Origin of the sequence: Rhodococcoides fascians NBRC 12155 = LMG 3623, assembly GCF_001894785.1 — a bacterium.
GTDB lineage: Bacteria > Actinomycetota > Actinomycetes > Mycobacteriales > Mycobacteriaceae > Rhodococcoides > Rhodococcoides fascians.
Genome location: NZ_BCWW01000020.1, coordinates 45,433 through 63,345 on the forward strand (window position 1 = coordinate 45,433; position 17,913 = coordinate 63,345).

General features: G+C 65.5%; 16 protein-coding genes and 1 tRNA gene. 9 read left to right on the forward strand and 8 right to left on the reverse strand.

The genetic code is table 11. The features are described 5' to 3' along the window. Positions 1–8: 8 nt before the first annotated feature. From RFA01S_RS26240 to RFA01S_RS26275, 8 genes are all read right to left on the reverse strand, one after another. Complete coding sequence (locus RFA01S_RS26240; protein ID WP_032365572.1) at positions 9–833, reverse strand: DUF7159 family protein; 825 nt, start codon at positions 831–833, stop codon at positions 9–11. 102 nt (positions 834–935) lie between these two features. Then, positions 936–1,469 (reverse strand): MarR family winged helix-turn-helix transcriptional regulator, encoded by a 534-nt coding sequence (locus RFA01S_RS26245; protein WP_032365573.1) that lies wholly within the window; start codon positions 1,467–1,469, stop codon positions 936–938. Between the two features lie 35 nt (positions 1,470–1,504). After that, positions 1,505–2,848 (reverse strand): DUF2254 domain-containing protein, encoded by a 1,344-nt coding sequence (locus RFA01S_RS26250; protein WP_052060463.1) that lies wholly within the window; start codon positions 2,846–2,848, stop codon positions 1,505–1,507. A gap of 105 nt (positions 2,849–2,953) precedes the next feature. Next, complete coding sequence (locus tag RFA01S_RS26255) at positions 2,954–3,541, reverse strand: class I SAM-dependent DNA methyltransferase (protein ID WP_032406294.1); 588 nt, start codon at positions 3,539–3,541, stop codon at positions 2,954–2,956. Positions 3,542–3,555: 14 nt separating this feature from the next. Further along, on the reverse strand, positions 3,556–4,482 hold the full coding sequence (locus RFA01S_RS26260; protein ID WP_032406293.1) for a hypothetical protein: 927 nt from the start codon (positions 4,480–4,482) through the stop codon (positions 3,556–3,558). Between the two features lie 60 nt (positions 4,483–4,542). Continuing rightward, positions 4,543–4,615: transfer RNA gene (locus tag RFA01S_RS26265), tRNA-Arg, on the reverse strand. Positions 4,616–4,684: 69 nt separating this feature from the next. Further along, complete coding sequence (locus RFA01S_RS26270; RefSeq protein ID WP_032368779.1) at positions 4,685–5,401, reverse strand: DUF305 domain-containing protein; 717 nt, start codon at positions 5,399–5,401, stop codon at positions 4,685–4,687. Further along, positions 5,401–6,324, reverse strand: a complete 924-nt coding sequence (locus RFA01S_RS26275) for a thioredoxin-like domain-containing protein (RefSeq protein WP_027497918.1) — start codon at positions 6,322–6,324, stop codon at positions 5,401–5,403. The genes RFA01S_RS26270 and RFA01S_RS26275 overlap by 1 nt, the downstream gene beginning before the upstream one ends. A 232-nt stretch (positions 6,325–6,556) precedes the next feature. On the opposite strand from RFA01S_RS26275, the gene argS reads away from it, so the two are divergent. From argS to RFA01S_RS26320, 9 genes are all read left to right on the forward strand, one after another. Next, positions 6,557–8,209, forward strand: a complete 1,653-nt coding sequence (gene argS / locus RFA01S_RS26280) for an arginine--tRNA ligase (protein ID WP_032406292.1) — start codon at positions 6,557–6,559, stop codon at positions 8,207–8,209. Beyond that, positions 8,206–9,627 carry a diaminopimelate decarboxylase gene (gene lysA / locus RFA01S_RS26285; RefSeq protein ID WP_032406291.1) on the forward strand — a complete coding sequence of 474 codons (1,422 nt, stop codon included), beginning with the start codon at positions 8,206–8,208 and terminating at the stop codon, positions 9,625–9,627. Before argS ends, lysA begins: the two co-directional genes overlap by 4 nt. Continuing rightward, positions 9,624–10,925 (forward strand): homoserine dehydrogenase, encoded by a 1,302-nt coding sequence (locus tag RFA01S_RS26290; protein WP_032368776.1) that lies wholly within the window; start codon positions 9,624–9,626, stop codon positions 10,923–10,925. Before lysA ends, RFA01S_RS26290 begins: the two co-directional genes overlap by 4 nt. Next, positions 10,922–11,989: a threonine synthase gene (gene thrC / locus RFA01S_RS26295; protein WP_027497914.1), complete on the forward strand. Its 1,068-nt coding sequence runs from the start codon at positions 10,922–10,924 to the stop codon at positions 11,987–11,989. The genes RFA01S_RS26290 and thrC overlap by 4 nt, the downstream gene beginning before the upstream one ends. A gap of 19 nt (positions 11,990–12,008) precedes the next feature. After that, positions 12,009–12,941, forward strand: a complete 933-nt coding sequence (gene thrB / locus RFA01S_RS26300; protein WP_032365577.1) for a homoserine kinase — start codon at positions 12,009–12,011, stop codon at positions 12,939–12,941. Positions 12,942–13,251: 310 nt separating this feature from the next. Then, positions 13,252–15,399, forward strand: a complete 2,148-nt coding sequence (gene rho, locus RFA01S_RS26305) for a transcription termination factor Rho (protein ID WP_238325042.1) — start codon at positions 13,252–13,254, stop codon at positions 15,397–15,399. Between the two features lie 200 nt (positions 15,400–15,599). Next, a complete protein-coding gene (rpmE, locus tag RFA01S_RS26310) occupies positions 15,600–15,833 on the forward strand; it encodes a 50S ribosomal protein L31 (RefSeq protein WP_008715081.1) in 234 nt (77 codons plus the stop codon). 96 nt (positions 15,834–15,929) lie between these two features. Then, entirely contained in the window at positions 15,930–17,006 is a 1,077-nt protein-coding gene (gene prfA, locus RFA01S_RS26315) for a peptide chain release factor 1 (RefSeq protein ID WP_027497911.1), read from the forward strand. Positions 17,007–17,112: 106 nt separating this feature from the next. Further along, positions 17,113–17,907 carry an SHOCT domain-containing protein gene (locus tag RFA01S_RS26320; RefSeq protein ID WP_032365578.1) on the forward strand — a complete coding sequence of 265 codons (795 nt, stop codon included), beginning with the start codon at positions 17,113–17,115 and terminating at the stop codon, positions 17,905–17,907. Positions 17,908–17,913: the final 6 nt, after the last annotated feature.

Below are 17,913 nucleotides of genomic sequence, written 5' to 3' on the forward strand. Positions count from 1 at the left end.
GGGCAGTCCTACCTGTCGGGGGACAGGAGGGCGGCCCCGCGGGCCGAGACCAGCTCGGGCATCGTCGGCACCAGGGTCGTCAGGCCGGTCCGCAGTTCGAGAGACCGCGCTATCGAGGTGATGTTCGCGCCGCCGCCGACCACGACGATGGATTGCGGCCTGGCACCGGACAATTCGATGGTCTGCTCCACCAGCATGCCCGCGTAACGGACGGGTCCCGCGATCAGATCGTCGAAGTCGCGCCGCGTCAGCACATGCCGTGCAGTGCCGGCTGGATCTGTGGTGCTGACGACGGAATCGATGCTCAGTTGCTCCTTGATGGACCGGCTGGCGTCGATTCCGACGCGAACGCCGTTGGACGAGAGCAGCCGGCGCACCGAGTGATCGAGATCGTCGCCGCAGAACGTGGCAGTGCGCCGCGTCATGAGGGTGCGAGTGGACGCGAGATCGATGACGGTGACCGTGGTGCCGGTACTCCCGATGTCGCACAGCACGGTGACGCCGTGATTGGGTACCAGCCCGATGAATCGTAGAAACCGCACTTGCGCAGCGGTTTCCGGAACCAGGGAGGCCGTTCGAGCGGTCCCTCGGGTGGCAACCGTGCCGGGATCGGTGGCGACCCGGTAGGCGATGGCAGAGAACTGCACCGGGAGCGACATCGTCGCGGCAATGGAGTGGATGGCGTCGACGCCGGTGGCGATCGTGGTGGCCAGCGACTGACCGGGAGCGCGGCGCACCGTCCGAGACACGATAGGTGTGCGATGGGGGCTGTCCAGATACGTCAGAATTGCGCGTGCACCGTGCGCACCCGCTCCGACCCCCAACACCAGCACCCCGCCCCGCCCTTCAGCAGACCGACTCCGGCCTGTTCCCGGAGCAATTGGACCACGAACGGTACGGCTGTGCCATTGTCTTGTGACGAGTCACCATCGAACTCAGAACGATGTGGTGATGTCATCACTGTCGAAATCGCCTGCATCCGAACGCAGTTCCGCGAGGATGCGCACCAGCGCCATCAGCTTGTCGCGCGCGAGCCCGGGCTTGGCGAACACCAGCGTGTTCAGGCGCTCGGTGGCTTCGACCGCCAACGTGCGCCCCTGCTCGGTGATTTCGACCAGGGTGGTCCGTCGATCGCTGGGATGGGGAATGCGGCGCACGTAGCCGACCGATTCGAGGCGGTCCACCGCGTTGGTCACACTGGTGGGGTGCACTTGCAGTCGGGCACTGGCCTTCGCCATCGGTAACGCGCCGTTCTTGGTGAACGTCAACAACGTCAGCAATTCGTAGCGCGAAAAGGTCAGTCCCGTCGGCTTGAGCGCTTCCTCGACCCGGGCCAGCATGATCTGCTGCGCGCGCATCAACGACGTCACCGCGGCCATACCGTCGGCGGCATCGGACCACCCGTGCTTGGTCCACTGACGGTGGGCCTCTGCAATGGGGTCGAGGGGAAGCGGCGACGGTGCTGGCATACACACCATCCTCCCACGATGCCCGGTTCGAGCGTCTACCGAATGACGGTGCGAAGTACCGCGAGTGGTACCCGATCGGTGATCGCTGCTCGAGTCCGCGAAATCTGCTCGCGGGCATCGACTGTGCGCGCGCTGTCTGTCTCGTCGACGGTCAGGGCGGCGTCCAACAGGCTCAATTGCGCCAGCACGGCGTCGACATCGTCGGTGGAGCGCGCAGCGCGGCCGACCCTCTCGGCGAGACGAATTCCGGCCTGGACCACCATGGGACTGCCGGTCCCGTAGATGCGCACCGCATCGAGCGCATGGTCGATCAAGATCGAGACGGGCACCCGCCGCACGATCAGTCGCACCTCTCCGTCGGTTCCACGCCGTCCGCGTGACGGTGCCGGCCGTTGGACCAGTGCAACGAGTCCGACGGAGAGATCGTCGATGGCGTTACGCGCCGTGTAGGGGTCGTTGACCCCGGTGGACAGCGCCCGGACCGCCATCTCCGTCATCTGCTCGACGGCGAACGCGATGTCGTGGCGCGGCGTCCTACTGGTACCGATGTCGAAAGAAGAGCGGACTCGGTCGATCGATGCGTCGGAGATGTCGGCCGAGCGATCGGCGAGAATGTCGACGAGCGGCTCGCCGGAGACGATGTGCTCGCCCGGGACCCGATGAATCTCGATCAGCGTGCCGTTGTCGCTCGCGATGCCCAGCAGTGCGTCCTCGTCGATGTCGATGATCACCCCGGATGTCTCGGCCAGGACCGTCACGTAGACAGGTGGTTTCGAGATGCCGTCGATCGAAGCGGCGTCGTCGGGACGATCGGTCGGGTAGAGGGAGTCGACGGATTCCGACAACTCGTCGCGGACTCTCGCGGACAGGGTGGCCACCTGAATCGACTGCGCGATGTGGTGGATGAAGTAGACGAGCACGCCCACGTCGACGACGGCGAGCGCGACTGCCACGTTGACGGCGATGTCCGGGACGAACACCGAACCATCGGATTCGATCGAACGAATCGACCGCAGCACCATCAGCGAGTACAGGAACGTCGCCCCGAAGATCCCCAGAACCACCTGATTCCCGCGGTCCGCCATGAAGTTTCGCACCAAACGGGGGCCGTACGAGGAGCTGGCCGTGGCGAGGACGGAGATGGTGATGGAGAACGACGTGGCAGCCACCCCCAGCATCGAGCCACCGATCGCCCCGAGGATGTCCCGGCTGCCACTCGCCCCGACGTGATAGAGCAACGAACCCGTCAGGTCCACGCGGGTGTCGAGTAGGTAGCGATCGAGGCTGACGAGCGCCTGCGCCAGTAGGAGTGCGAGAACTCCGAGGACGGCGGGAATGAACCAGAACGACTCCCGCAACCGCGCTATGTGTTCCTTCATGAGCGACAGTCTTCCCGCCCAGGAACGAATCGACACCGCACTTGGAATCGCGGCGCTCGCTTCGTTCGAACGAGGCCTGCCGGCACAGGCCGGCCTCGATTCGTCTCAAGCGAGCAGAGCAGGCTTTCGTGCCACGGTGACGGCCCAGTCCGCGTCGGAGCGCCAGGGCCGCAGGTCCCAGGTGGAGAACCGATGTTCGACGAAAAATCCGACGGCAGTGAGATCCTCGTGGAGTTCGTCGGCCGTGTATGCCCGATCGGTGGCGAAGCCGGTGACGAACACTCCGCCGTCCTTCAGATGTGCCCAGATGCGTTCGAGCGCAGCACGTTCGGTGCCGGGCTCCAGAAAAACCAACACGTTGCCGGCCGCGACGACCGCGTCGAACGTGCGATTCAACTCGAGCGTGGTCAGATCCGCGAGATGCACGTCGAGTTCGGGGTGACTACGCGCCTTCTCGACCAGAATCGGATCCAGATCCACAGCGGTGACACGGTGGCCACGTCGCGCCAGTTCGGCACCGAGTCGGCCGGTACCGCAGCCGGCGTCGAGAATGCTCGAGGCGGGGGAGACCACCGCGTCGACCATGCGGGCCTCACCGTGCAGATCCACGCCGCGTTCGGCCAGACGATCGAATCGCTCGATGTACCGGGCGGAATCGTCGGCGGAGTTCTCGGCTTGCCAGCGTGTGGTCATGCCGCCAGGGTAGGTCAGCTCGGTTCGTCGTGGGCCGACCGGGCTTCGGCCACGCGTGCCCGGGCCGCCTCGAGCGCCTCCGCCGTCGACTCTGCCTGTTCGACGCTTTTTCTCTCCGCGGCCCGCGCTGCCTTCGCTGTGGCTCTCGCGGCCTCCAGTTCGGCTTCGAGTCTCTCGACTTCTGCTGTCGCGCTGCGTCGTTCGGACGCAGCGCGCTCCGTGCCCTGGTCGGCAGCGTCGGCCGCATCACGTGCGGCATCGAATGCGGTTTCGGCAGAGTCGAGTTCGGCAACCAGGCGATCGTGTTCGGCCTGGCGCAGCCGCTCGGCTTCGTTCTCGGCATCGGATTCCGCTGCGGACTCGGGCGCGTCATCGGCAATGTCCGGTTCGCCGTCGTCCTCGGTCTCGGTCTCGGTCTCGGTCTCAGGAGGATCCGGAACGAGCGAGAGCAGCGCGGGGCCGAAGCCGCTGTATGTCTCGGCCACCACCGTTCGGCCCGCACGAACCCGGTCGCGGATCTCCGGATCGGCCATTGCGGCATTGAGGGTGTTGGAAACCTCGCGCGCCGCGTTGTCGCCGACGGTCACGCCACGTTCGCGACCCAATGCCACGGCTCGATCGGTGAGCGCGCGTATCGAAGCGCTTCGAGCGGTGGACAACTCACGCAGTCGATGTCCGTCGCCGCGTTGCTGAGCCCGTTCGAGTTCGGCACCGAGGTCGAACAACTCGGCGACCGCGGATTCGTCCTGACGAGCGAGTGTGTTCACCAACCAGGCCACGACAGTGGGTTTACGGAGTCCGCCGATACGAGTGGCACCGGACTTGTCTCCGGCCTTCTTGAACCGGGTCACATACGCCGATCGGTGCGACACGAAGTCGGCGGGTGCCAGTGAATACAGGTCGTCGATGACGGTGTCGATATCGGGGAGATCCTCGGACATGTGAACAGTCCGTCTCGTTCGAGCAGTCACCTCGGGGAAGTGACATGCGTGAAAGATGTGTGCCCCCGGCAGGATTCGAACCTGCGGCCTTTCGCTCCGGAGGCGAACGCTCTATCCCCTGAGCTACGGGGGCGCACCGGCTTCAGCCGGCGTGCCTGTTGGGCTGTACGAAAGACTAGCGCATGTGCGACGCGAGTCGAAATCACCCCTCGGGCAGCGGCTGCGCACCCTTCGCCGCGAGCATCTGCTTCATCAGAGTCGACTCACTCGTCTGCGTTGCCACCATGGACTTCGCCAGGTTGATCACCGCAGGAGACTGCGCGTGCGTCTGGGCGTATTCCATCATCGCCAGGCCGCCCTCGTGGTGACGCAGCATCAGCTGCAAGAACATGACGTCGACGTCGGTTCCGGTCGCTTGGCGTAGTGCGGCGAGCTCCGCGGAGCTGGCCATGCCGGGCATGGCCCTGGTGGGATCGGACGATCCCGGTTCCATCGACATGCCGCCCATCGAATGGCCGTGAGAGTCGTCGGCCGTCATCCAGGTCATGTAGCCGTCGGTCGAGATCGGCGCGCGGTCCCACAATGCGAGCCAGCCCTGCATCTGGCCCACCTGATTCTGTTGCGAGGTGAGCATGTCGAACGCCAGGCTCTTGACGGCCTGATCGGGCGCGTTGGTCAACGCGACCGCGGCCATTTCGATGGCCTGGTTGTGGTGCACCGTCATGTCCTGGGCAAATCCGACGTCGACCGAATCTGCTGCGGGGGAGTTGTCACCGTTGCGGAACGGATTCTGCGCCAGGAAGCCCAGCGCGAATCCGATCGCCAGTACGGCGATCACGGCCAAGGCGACCAGCGCAGTGCGCTGGCTCCGCTTGGTCTCGGGGACGCCGTCGACCGAGTCGACTGTCGATTCGGTCATCAGCTCGCGGGCACCTGGAGATCGCTGGGCAGCTGTGCTCCGCCGGGCAACTGTGCTCCGCCGGGCAAGCCGCTCGGCATTCCGCCTGCGCCGCTGGTCTCGCTGGCGTCGGGAGTGATGCCTGCGCCGTCCATCGGAACGGCGTCCGCACCCGGGGCCGAAGCGTCGAACAGCGGCGGGTTGTCGGGATCGAACGCGTTGTCACCGACTCCGGGCACGGATGCGCAGCTGGCACCGACCTCCGGGTAGGCGAATCGATTGAGGCGCAGAGCCGAGATGAACTGACCGATGCGCTCGTCGTCGACGCTGTCGAGCTTGAGCTGGTGGCCCCAGGACTGCAGCGAGACGGGAGTGTCGAGGCCCGGGTACGGCGACATCATCATCTGCGTTTCCCCGTCGACGCGGTCGGCGAGGGACTGAATCTGGTCTTCGTTGAGGTCGTCGGGGTTGTACGTCACCCAGACCGCTCCGTGTTCGAGGGAGTGCACAGCGTTCTCGGTGCGGATGGCCTCGGGGTAGACGATGCCGGTGCAAGTGGCCCACACCGCATCGTGCGGTCCACCGAACGGCGGCGTCTGGTCGTAGGCGACGCGTTGCGCGCGCCCGACGTGCAGGGCTGCCGGGTATTCCTTGATGGTGACGCCGTCGATTCCCGTCGATGGATCCTGATTGCTCTCGCTGGGCGCGAATTTCTGCGCCTCGGCGCGGTCCTGGTACTTGGGGTAGAGGTTGACCCCGAGGCCCACGACGAGTCCGACGACCACAACGACACCGGCAACCGTCAGCCAGGGAATCTGTCTGCCCTTGGCGGCGGGGACACCGCCCTGCTTCTTGCGAGCTGACTTCTTGTTGGCTGCACTGATGGCTTTGTCTGCCTTCGCAGCCGACTTGTTCTGACTGCCTTTGTCGGGACCCGTTGGCATCGCTGTGGTTGCTCTCTCAGTCGAGGAAAAGTGGGTGGTCGGTAGCGCTGGTGGTACGTATCTGCTGGTGACGGCCGTGCTCGACGGTCGTCCGCGCAGAGCGCCCCTACTGTACGTTCTCTGTCTGAGAGCGTGCTCAGAGCCCGTGTGGACCGCATCGGCCAGGTGGCCCCGCGCTCGGACGGGCAGTGGATGCGAGTATGCCGCACACCAGCCAATAGGATGGCTACCTGTGACTCCCGCCGATCTTGCCGAATTGCTTCACGCGACCGCCGCCAAGGTGCTTGCCGACCGCGGCCTGGACGCATCCGTTCTCCCTGCGAAGCTCACGGTCGAGCGTCCCCGCAATCCCGAGCACGGTGACTACGCCACCAACGTGGCGCTGCAGGTGGCGAAGAAGGCCGGAGCCAATCCCCGTGATTTCGCCGGCTGGCTCGCCGAGGCGCTCGCGGCCGACGCCGCGATCACCAGTGCCGACGTCGCAGGCCCCGGCTTTCTGAACATCAGGCTGGCTGCCGCAGCGCAGGGCGAGATCGTTGCCCGCGTGCTGACCGCCGGTGCCGAGTTCGGCAACGGATCCTCGATGGCAGGCAAGAAGGTCAACCTCGAGTTCGTCTCGGCCAACCCCACCGGACCGGTGCACCTCGGTGGAACCCGATGGGCTGCCGTCGGCGATGCCCTCGGACGCATCCTGACCGCGCACGGAGCCGAGGTCACTCGCGAGTACTACTTCAACGATCACGGCGCTCAGATCGATCGCTTCAGCCGGTCGCTCATCGCCGCGGCCAAGGGAGAGCCGGCACCGGAGAACGGCTATGCGGGCGAGTACATCGCCGAGATCGCACAGCAGGTGCTGGCGAAGGAGCCCGAAGCGCTGGCGCTGGCACCCGAGGCGCAGGACGAGATCTTCCGGTCGATCGGTACCCAGCTGATGTTCGACCGCATCAAGGCCAACCTGCACGAATTCGGTGTCGATTTCGACGTCTACTTCCACGAGAACTCACTCTTCGAGTCCGGTGCCGTCGAAAAATCGGTCGACTACCTCAAGGGCTCGGGGAGCCTGTACGAGGAAGACGGTGCATGGTGGCTTCGGTCCACCGAGTACGGCGACGACAAGGATCGCGTCGTCATCAAGAGCGACGGTAATGCTGCCTACATTGCAGGCGACATCGCGTACTTCCAGAACAAGCGGCAGCGCGGTTTCGACCTGTGCATCTACATGCTCGGGGCAGACCACCACGGTTACATCGGTCGACTCAAGGCCGCCGCCGCTGCATTCGGCGACGACCCCGAGACCGTCGAGGTACTGATCGGGCAGATGGTCAACCTCGTTCGCGACGGCGTCGCGGTGAAGATGAGCAAGCGTGCAGGCACCGTCATCACGCTCGACGATCTGGTCGAAGCCATCGGCGTCGACGCGTCGCGCTACGTCATGGTCCGGTCGTCCGTCGACTCGAGCATCGACATCGACCTCGCCCTGTGGGCCAGCGCCAGCAACGAGAACCCGGTGTACTACGTCCAGTACGCCCACGCCCGGTTGTCATCGCTCGCGCGCAATGCCGCCGAACTGGGGATCTCGGGCGACGATCCCGATCTGAGCCTGCTGACGCACGAGCAGGAGGGCGAGTTGATCAGGACGATCGGCGAGTACCCGCGGGTGGTGGCCAGTGCCGCCGAACTACGCGAACCACACCGGATCGCCCGCTACCTCGAAGAACTGGCGGGGGCCTACCACCGGTTCTACGGCGCGTGTCGAGTACTTCCCCAAGGAGACGAGGAGCCCGGACCTGTGAACACCGCACGACTGGCATTGGGCAACGCAACCCGGCAAGTTCTGGCCAACGGCCTCGAACTGCTCGGTGTCAGCGCACCGGAGCGCATGTGAGCGCACATCCGGCAGGGCCCAAGCACGCCGATGCCCCAGCCAAGCAGTCGATGTCCGAGCGTCCGAGCGCCGCGTCGGACATGACGACGCTTCCCGAACAGGTGTGGCCACGCAACGCGGCACGCGGCGACGACGGCACGGTTCTACTCGCTGGGGTGTCGGTCACCGACCTCGCGGCGCAGTACGGCACCCCACTGTTCGTCGTGGACGAGGACGACTTCCGCGCACGCTGCCGCGAGATGGCCGCTGCGTTCGGGGCACCCGAACGAGTTCACTACGCCTCCAAGGCATTTCTGTGTGGAGAGATCGCTCGTTGGGTGGCCGACGAGGGTCTCTCGCTCGACATCTGCTCGGGCGGTGAGCTGGCCATCGCCCTGGCTGCCGGATTCCCGGCGGATCGAATTGCGATGCACGGCAACAACAAATCCGTGGCAGAACTCGAGGCCGGAGTGAGCGCCGGAGTCGAGCACGTCGTTCTCGACTCCAATATCGAGATCGACCGTCTCGACGCCGTGGCCGGTTCGGCCGGTGTGGTGCAGGACGTGCTGATTCGTATCACCGTCGGCGTCGAGGCACACACGCACGAGTTCATCGCGACCGCTCACGAGGATCAGAAGTTCGGCTTCTCGCTCGCCGACGGCTCGGCGATCGAAGCCGTCCGGCGGGTGTTCGCCGCAGACAACCTTCGTCTCGTGGGGCTGCACAGTCACATCGGCTCGCAGATCTTCGAGGTCGACGGTTTCGAGCTGGCTGCGCACAAGGTCATCGGGCTGCTGCGCGACATCGTCGCCGAGTTCGGCGTGGACAAGACCTCGCAGATCTCGACGCTCGATCTCGGTGGCGGCATGGGTATTTCGTACGTACCGAGTGACGATCCGCCGCCCGTCGACCAATTGGCGGCCAAGCTGGCGAGCATCGTCGAGACGGAGTCGGCCGCGGCCGGTTTGCCGGTTCCGACCATTGCCGTCGAGCCGGGTCGAGCCATCGCCGGTCCGGGCACCGTGACGCTCTACGAGGTGGGCACCGTCAAGGACGTCACCGTCGACAACGCCACCCGCAGGCGGTACATCAGTGTCGACGGCGGTATGAGCGACAACATTCGTACGTCGCTGTATCAGGCCGAGTACGACTGCCGCTTGGTCTCGCGTACCAGCGACGCCGACGCCGTGATGGCTCGCGTGGTCGGAAAGCACTGTGAGAGCGGCGATATCGTTATCAAGAACACGTGGATGCCGGCCGACGTCGGGCCCGGTGATCTGCTCGCCGTCGCAGCCACCGGTGCTTACTGCTACTCCATGTCCAGCCGCTACAACCTGCTGACGCGGCCCGCTGTGGTCGCGGTCAAGGACGGGCGTTCGCGCCTGATCCTGCGGCGGGAAACCATCGAAGATCTGCTCAGCTTGGAGGTTCAGCCATGACATCGAAGCCGATAGGCGTCGCCGTACTCGGACTCGGAAACGTCGGTAGCGAGGTCGTCCGGATCCTCACCGAGAATGCAGCGGACTTCGAGGCCAGAATCGGTGCGCCACTGGAGATTCGGGGAATCGCGGTACGTCGGATCGACGGCGATCGAGGAGTACCGGCCGAGCTGCTCACCGACGACCCGGCCGAATTGGTCGGTCGCGACGACGTCGACATCGTCGTCGAGGTGCTCGGCGGTATCGACATCCCACGCAAGCTGGTGTTGTCGGCGCTCGAGAACGGCAAGTCCGTCATCACTGCGAACAAGGCCCTGCTCGCCGAATACACCGGGGAGTTGGCCGACGCGGCCGAAAAGTCGCGCGCCGATCTGTATTTCGAGGCAGCTGTCGCCGGAGCCATTCCGGTGGTGCGGCCGTTGATGCAGTCGTTGGCAGGCGACCGCGTGAACAAGGTCGCGGGCATCGTCAACGGCACCACCAACTTCATCCTCTCGGCCATGGACGAGACCGGTGCCGATTACGCCGAAACCCTCGCCGAGGCAGGGCGATTGGGATACGCCGAGGCCGATCCGACCGCCGATGTCGAGGGCTACGACGCCGCGTCCAAGGCGGCCATCCTCGCCTCGATCGCGTTCCACACTCGGGTCACGGCCGGCGACGTCTACCGCGAGGGCATCAGCAAGATCACTGCAGACGACCTCGAGACCGCGAAGTCTCTCGACTGCACCATCAAGTTGCTGGCGATCTGCGAGCGCATCACCACGCCCAAGGGCAAGGAGCGCATCTCGGCCCGGGTCTACCCGGCACTCGTTCCGCTCGATCACCCGTTGGCATCGGTGAACGGCGCATTCAACGCCGTCGTCGTCGAGGCCGAGGCCGCAGGCCGGTTGATGTTCTACGGCCAGGGTGCGGGCGGCGCGCCGACGGCATCCGCTGTGCTCGGCGACCTGGTGATGGCCGCGCGCAACAAGTTCTACGGAGGCCGCGGCCCACTCGAGTCCAAGTACGCCAAGCTCAAGGTGGCCCCGATGGGTGACATCCTCACCCGGTACTACGTCAGCATGCAGGTGGCCGACAAGCCCGGCGTTCTCGCTACCGTAGCCGCCGAATTCTCTAAGCGCGACGTCAGCATCTCCACCGTGCGCCAGCACGGCGCGGGTGACGGGGCCAGGCTCGTCGTGGTCACGCACCTCGCGGCCGATTCCGCACTGTCCGACACCGTTGCATCCCTCGAGCAGTTGGACGTGGTCGTCCACGTCGCCAGCGTTCTCAGATTGGAAGGCACCACAGTATGAGCGTCCACACCCCCTGGCCCGGTCTGATCGAGGCGTACCGGTCGCGTCTGGCGATCGGTCCCGACTGGAAGACCGTCACCCTGCGCGAGGGCGGCACCCCGCTGCTGCCCGCCGGGCACCTGTCCGAATTGACCGGCTGCACAGTGCACCTGAAGGTCGAGGGACTCAACCCCACCGGTTCGTTCAAGGACCGCGGCATGACCATGGCCGTCACCGACGCGCTCGCCCGTGGGCAAGAAGCAGTGCTGTGCGCGTCCACCGGCAACACCTCGGCGTCCGCTGCGGCCTACGCGGCCAAGGCCGGCATGTCCTGTGCCGTACTGGTTCCGCAGGGCAAGATCGCGATGGGCAAGCTGGCTCAGGCAGTCATGCACGGCGCGAAGATCATTCAGGTCCAGGGCAACTTCGACGACTGCCTCGAACTGGCGCGCAAGACCACGGCTGAGTTCCCGACGATCGGTCTGGTCAACTCCGTCAACCCCGTGCGTATCGAGGGGCAGAAGACCGCAGCGTTCGAGATCTGCGACGCCCTCGGCGACGCACCCGACATCCATGCTCTACCGGTCGGCAACGCGGGCAACATCACCGCGTACTGGCGCGGGTACTCCGAGTACTTCCGCGACGGCCTCACCACCCGCAAGCCGCGCATGCTCGGCGTGCAGGCCGCGGGTGCCGCTCCTCTGGTTCACGGTGCGCCCGTGAAGGACCCGGAAACGATCGCGACCGCAATCCGGATCGGTTCACCCGCATCCTGGAACGGTGCCGTCAATGCCAAGGAAGAATCGAACGGAGCATTCCGGGCCGCGACCGACGAGGAGATCCTCGAGGCGTACCGGTTGATCGCGAAGACCGAGGGCGTGTTCGTCGAACCGGCCTCCGCGGCCAGCGTCGCCGGCCTGTTGGCGGCTCGAAAGGAAGGCTGGCTGGAGCCGGGCCTGACCGTTGTCTGCACGGTGACCGGCAACGGTCTCAAAGATCCCGACACCGCACTGTCGGGAATGCCTGTCGTGGAACCGATTTCGGTCGATCCCGTCGCTGTTGCGGCTGCGCTCGAGCTGGCCTGAGTTGACGGAATCTCCGGCAATGACGAAGACGCTTCCCATCGGGCTCACGGTGACCGCGCGTGTGCCGGCCTCCAGTGCCAACATAGGCCCCGGATTCGACAGTCTGGGAATGGCTTTGGGCTTGTACGACGAGATCGAGGTCACGACCACGGCGTCCGGCCTGTCGATCCACGTCGACGGTGAGGGTTCGGCGGACGTTCCGTGGGGACCGACGCACCTCGTCGTGCGGGCCATCGAACGGGGTCTGGAAGCGGCCGGAGTATGGGCAGATGGACTGAATGTCCACTGCCGCAACGTCATTCCGCATTCGAGAGGTCTCGGATCCTCGGCCTCGGCCGTGGTCGGCGGGCTCGCCGCGGCCAATGCACTTGCGTCGAAGGTGGACCCCGCGCTGTCGTTGTCGGACAGTCAGTTGGTGCAGTTGTCGTCCGAGTTCGAGGGGCACCCCGACAACGCGTCGGCGAGTTGCCTCGGCGGTGCCGTCGTGTCGTGGAGCGAACCGCCCAATGCCAGTGTGACGGCACGCAAGTACGCCGCCGTGCGCCTGGACGTACATCCCAGCATCAAGGTCGTCGTGCTCGTGCCGTCCGAGCGCTCCTCGACCTCGCACACACGGGGATTGCTGCCGGAGTTGGTGCCGCACCGCGACGCCGCCTTCAACGTCAGTCGCAGTGCGCTCGCCGTCGTCGCATTGACCGAGCGTCCGGATCTGCTGATGGCTGCCACCGAGGATCTACTGCATCAGGGCCAGCGGGCACAGGCGCTGCCCGACACCACCCGGTGGATCGCGACGTTGCGCGCCCGCTCGATCGCCGCGGTGGTGTCGGGAGCAGGCCCTACCGTCATGGCCCTGTGCACCGAAGAATTCCCGGCCGATCTGCGCGACGCTGCGCTGGCCGAGGGATGGCGAGTTCTCGACCTCGAGGTGGCCGACGGAGTCACGGTCGCATGACCGACACCGAATAGGGTTCTTGCCGAGCGAGGACAACGACGCTATGGTGAACCCTGTCCGTACATCGTGCGCTTCAGACGCCGGTTTCGTCAGGGCAATCAGGTCACTGTATTCGGGGGAGTTCAGAACGTCCGAGTGATGTGACGCTCCTGGCTCGGTCCTTCCCGTAGTTCGCTGCGGTCTCGGACCGATGGTGTCGTCGGCGGAGTGCGTCGAACATGAACGGCAATATCCGAGTTCGGCAGAAAGCCGAGCTGCGGAACGAACCCTCGGCTGCGCATCGAGCGAGCGAGGGAAGGAAAGGACCTCCGTGACCGATACGGAACTCATCTCTGCGCCCGAAACGTCACGCCGTCGCGCCGGCCTGTCCGGAATGGTTCTCACCGAGCTACGCAGCCTCGCTGGCGAACTCGGCATCAAGAGCATCTCCGGCATGCGCAAGGGCGATCTGATCGCGGCCATCACCGAGCGTCAATCGGGCACCGCGCCGGCCAAGTCCGCTGCGCCGAAGTCCGATGCGCCGAAGAACGATGCACCGAAGGCCGACGCTCCCAAGGCTCGACGCGCTGCTGCGTCGGCACCGGTTGCCGACGAACGACCCGCAGTCGACACTGCTCCCGAGCCTGCGACGGCTGCCGACACGTCGGACGCAGCACCCGAGGCCGGACGTCGCACCCGGGGCCGCCGCGCCGCGGGTCGCCGCGCAGGTGCGCCCGACCAGTTGCCACTGGACGGCAGCGGCGACACGGCCGCATCGGCCCCCGCTACCGCGGAGTCGACCGCTGCAGCGGAGACCACCGACAAGCAGGACGATTCCGGCGAGAACGCCGCAGCGGAGCGCCCACGTCGTAGCCGCGGCGAGCGCAACCGCCAGGACGGTGCCGAGCGCGAACCGCGTGACACCGACAACGGCAACCGCAACCAGAACGACCGCAACCAGGGCGACCGCAACCAGGGCGATCGCAACCAGGGGGACCGGGACGGCGGCAATCGCGACAATGCGGGTCGCAACCAGGGCGACCGGGACAACTCGAACCGCGACTCCAACCGTGAGAACGGCAACCGCAATCAGAACGACCGCGGCGGACGCAATCGCAATCAAGGCGACGGCCGCAACGAAAACCGAAACGACAATCGCAACGAGGACCGCAACAACGGCCCGCGCGACAACCGTGACAACAACCAGGACGACGACGGCGAAGGCCGTGGTCGCAGGGGTCGACGGTTCCGTGAGCGTCGTCGTGGACGCGACCGCGGCGAGGGCAACGAGGGCGGCGGCGGTCGCGAGCGCGACACCGAGATCCGCGAGGACGATGTTCTCCAGCCGGTAGCCGGCATTCTCGACGTTCTCGACAACTACGCGTTCGTTCGGACCTCGGGTTACCTGGCCGGACCGAACGACGTCTACGTGTCGATGAACCTGGTGCGCAAGAACGGCCTTCGCCGCGGCGACGCCGTCACCGGTGCCGTTCGGGTGGCACGTGAGGGTGAGCAGTCGGGTCAGCGTCAGAAGTTCAACCCGCTGGTGCGTCTGGATACCGTCAACGGGGGAGAGGTCGAGGCCGCGCGCAAGCGTCCGGAGTTCGGCAAGCTCACCCCGCTGTACCCCAACCAGCGGCTGCGCCTCGAGACCCAGCAGAACATCCTGACCACGCGCATCATCGACCTGGTGATGCCCATCGGTAAGGGTCAGCGCGCGTTGATCGTCAGCCCCCCGAAGGCCGGTAAGACGAGCGTTCTGCAGGCCATCGCCAACGCGATCGCCATCAACAACCCCGAGTGCTACCTGATGGTCATCCTCGTCGACGAGCGTCCCGAGGAAGTGACCGACATGCAGCGCTCGGTCAAGGGCGAGGTCATCGCCTCGACCTTCGACCGTCCGCCGGGTGACCACACGGCAGTCGCCGAGCTGGCGATCGAGCGTGCCAAGCGTCTGGTCGAGGCCGGCCAGGACGTGGTTGTCCTGCTCGACTCGATCACCCGTCTGGGCCGCGCGTACAACAACAGCTCGCCGGCGTCGGGCCGCATTCTCTCCGGTGGTGTCGACTCGACCGCGCTGTACCCGCCCAAGCGATTCCTCGGCGCGGCACGAAACATCGAGCACGGTGGATCGCTGACGATCATCGCCACGGCCATGGTCGAGACCGGATCCACCGGCGACACCGTGATCTTCGAGGAGTTCAAGGGCACCGGTAACGCCGAGCTCAAGCTCGATCGCAAGATCGCCGAGCGTCGGGTGTTCCCCGCGGTGGACATCAACCCGTCCAGCACCCGTCACGACGAGCTTCTTCTCGCTCCGGACGAGGCGGCCGTGGTGCACAAGCTGCGTCGCGTGTTGTCCGGTCTCGATTCGCATCAGGCCATCGACCTGCTGGTCGATCGCCTGAAGAAGAGCAAGAACAACCTCGAATTCCTGATGGAAGTTTCGAAGACCGCTCCCGGCGGCATCAACGATTGATCCCGTGTTCCCCGGGTCGGAGGGTCCGGGGAACAAGAGGGCAGGTGCCCGCGTTGTAAGCATCTGTCGGCACAGAAGTACCGACGATTAGCAGGGCAGATACACGCTCTGGCATAATCAGCGGCCGAGTCCGGTTCCGGTTCACGTCTTCGATCAGCGAAGGCGACCCGGCGACCATTACAAAGAACGGTAAGGACACCATGAAGGCAGGAATTCACCCCGACTACACACTGACGACAGTCGTCTGTGGTTGCGGCAATACTTTCGAGACCCGAAGCACCACCGACAAAGAGCGCATCAGCGTCGAGGTCTGCTCGCAGTGCCACCCCTTCTACACCGGCAAGCAGAAGATTCTCGACACCGGCGGTCGCGTCGCTCGCTTCGAGGCTCGCTACGGCAAGCGCGCCGGCAAGAAGGCCGACGCAGACAGCTAGCTGTTTCGCCGACGCCCGTCCTGTGAACTACAGGGCGGGCGTCGGCTTTTTTGTGTCCACACCCGGTTTCACCCGTTCGGAGAGTGAGTCGTCACCATGGCGAGAACAGACAAGCCTTCGGCCATCGACGACATCCTCGCCGAACACTCCGGCCTCGAGCAGCAACTGGCCGACCCCGCCCTGCACAACGACCCGTCCGCAGCGCGCAGGGCAGGCAAGAGGTTCGCCGAGCTGGCACCGATCATGTCGGCGCACACCAAGTTGACCGCCGCTCAGGACGACCTCGAAGCCGCACGTGAACTCGCCGCCGACGATTCGTCGTTCGCCGCAGAGATCCCCGAGCTCGAGGCAACGGTTCTGCACCTGGAACAGACGCTGACCGATCTTCTGGCACCGCGCGACCCGCACGACGGCGACGACATCGTGATGGAGGTCAAGTCGGGTGAGGGCGGCGAGGAGTCGGCGCTCTTCGCGGCCGACCTGGCGCGGATGTACGTGCGCTACGCCGAACGCCGCGGCTGGCGAGTCGAGGTTCTCGACGCGAACGTCTCGGACCTGGGTGGCTACAAGGACGCGACGTTGTCGATCAAGACCAAGGATCCGCTCGACGGCGTCTGGGCGCGGCTGAAGTTCGAGGGTGGCGTCCATCGAGTGCAGCGGGTGCCGGTCACCGAATCGCAGGGACGCGTGCATACCTCCGCGGCCGGCATTCTCGTGTATCCGGAGCCCGACGAGGTCGAGGAAGTGCAGATCGACGAAACCGATCTGCGCATCGACGTCTACCGCTCGTCCGGCAAGGGCGGTCAGGGTGTCAACACCACCGACTCCGCTGTCCGCATCACCCATTTGCCCACCGGCATCGTCGTCACCTGTCAGAACGAGAGATCGCAGTTGCAGAACAAGGCGCGTGCGATGCAGGTGCTCGCGGCGCGTCTGCAGGCGGCCGCGGAGGAAGCAGCCAACGAAGAGGCCTCGGCCGGCCGAGCCAGTCAGGTGCGTACCGTCGACCGCTCGGAGCGGATCAGGACGTACAACTACCCCGAGAACCGCATCACCGATCACCGCATCGGATTCAAAGCGCACAACCTCGACGCGCTGCTCGACGGCGACATGGATGCACTGCTCGACGCGCTCGCCAAGGCCGACCGCGACGCACGTATGCAAGCAGAATAACTGCGCGCCAACCGTTTTCGGGTCTCGCGCTGCTGATCGAACGAATCTCGAGATACCCTGGCGATCGCATTCGACCCGCCCGCGCGCCATGAAAGGCACACCCGAGATGAACCAGGCCTTGACCCCCGCAGGCGAGAACGCCGTCACCGAGCTCGCTTCCCGCTACGGGGTGTCCACCGACGCGGTCCGCACCATGCTCGACGCCGTCAACAACGGCCGCGGCACCATGGCGCAGTTCAACATTCCCGAGCTCGGCGGCAGTGGGCAGTGGATGCGCGGCGGTATGACGATGGTGGGCAACATGTTCGATCACGGCCTCAAGAGTCGGGTCGACGGTTTGTGCCGCGATCTGTCTGCAGTGTTGGCGCAGCATCAGGTCTATCCGCCGAGAGATGCCGGTACGGGATCGTTCGGCGGCACTTCCTTCGGCGGGGGATCGTGGTGGCCGTCGGATCTGGGTTCGCCGAGTTCGAGCGGTGGCCAGAACGGATCGCAGTACGCGGTGTTTCCAGGAACTCGTCGCCTCGCTGTCCTCGTGGGAGGGGAATTGGCGGTGTACGACACCCTCGATCACTCCATCGGGGGAGTACAACAGCAGCAGGGTGGGGGTCCGGGTTCGGTGGAGTTCACCAGCCAGTACGGCACGTTCACCGCGGCAAGTCTGCCGCGCGTCGACCAACGGTCCGCCGACGCGCCACCGCAGAACATGCCTTCGTCGCAGCAGCCGCAGCCGGCCGTACAGAATTTCGCGTCTGCGCAGTCGGGTTCACCTGCTCACACCGGTGTCGACATCTCGGACATCACCGCTGCGATCGAGGCGCTCGCCGGTCTACATGCGAAGGGATTTCTGACCGACGACGAGTTCTTTGCCAAGAAGTCGGAGTTGCTGGGGCGGCTGTGAGTCCGG

Coding starts and splice junctions, on each gene's coding strand:
- RFA01S_RS26255 (WP_032406294.1), bottom strand. CDS start 3,541: ATGACCACACGCTGGCAAGCCGAGAACTCCGCCGACGATTCCGCCCGG.
- RFA01S_RS26275 (WP_027497918.1), bottom strand. CDS start 6,324: ATGCCAACGGGTCCCGACAAAGGCAGTCAGAACAAGTCGGCTGCGAAG.
- rpmE (WP_008715081.1), top strand. CDS start 15,600: ATGAAGGCAGGAATTCACCCCGACTACACACTGACGACAGTCGTCTGT.
- thrC (WP_027497914.1), top strand. CDS start 10,922: ATGAGCGTCCACACCCCCTGGCCCGGTCTGATCGAGGCGTACCGGTCG.
- RFA01S_RS26260 (WP_032406293.1), bottom strand. CDS start 4,482: ATGTCCGAGGATCTCCCCGATATCGACACCGTCATCGACGACCTGTAT.
- RFA01S_RS26245 (WP_032365573.1), bottom strand. CDS start 1,469: ATGCCAGCACCGTCGCCGCTTCCCCTCGACCCCATTGCAGAGGCCCAC.
- RFA01S_RS26250 (WP_052060463.1), bottom strand. CDS start 2,848: ATGAAGGAACACATAGCGCGGTTGCGGGAGTCGTTCTGGTTCATTCCC.
- thrB (WP_032365577.1), top strand. CDS start 12,009: ATGACGAAGACGCTTCCCATCGGGCTCACGGTGACCGCGCGTGTGCCG.
- RFA01S_RS26290 (WP_032368776.1), top strand. CDS start 9,624: ATGACATCGAAGCCGATAGGCGTCGCCGTACTCGGACTCGGAAACGTC.
- RFA01S_RS26270 (WP_032368779.1), bottom strand. CDS start 5,401: ATGACCGAATCGACAGTCGACTCGGTCGACGGCGTCCCCGAGACCAAG.
- RFA01S_RS26320 (WP_032365578.1), top strand. CDS start 17,113: ATGAACCAGGCCTTGACCCCCGCAGGCGAGAACGCCGTCACCGAGCTC.
- prfA (WP_027497911.1), top strand. CDS start 15,930: ATGGCGAGAACAGACAAGCCTTCGGCCATCGACGACATCCTCGCCGAA.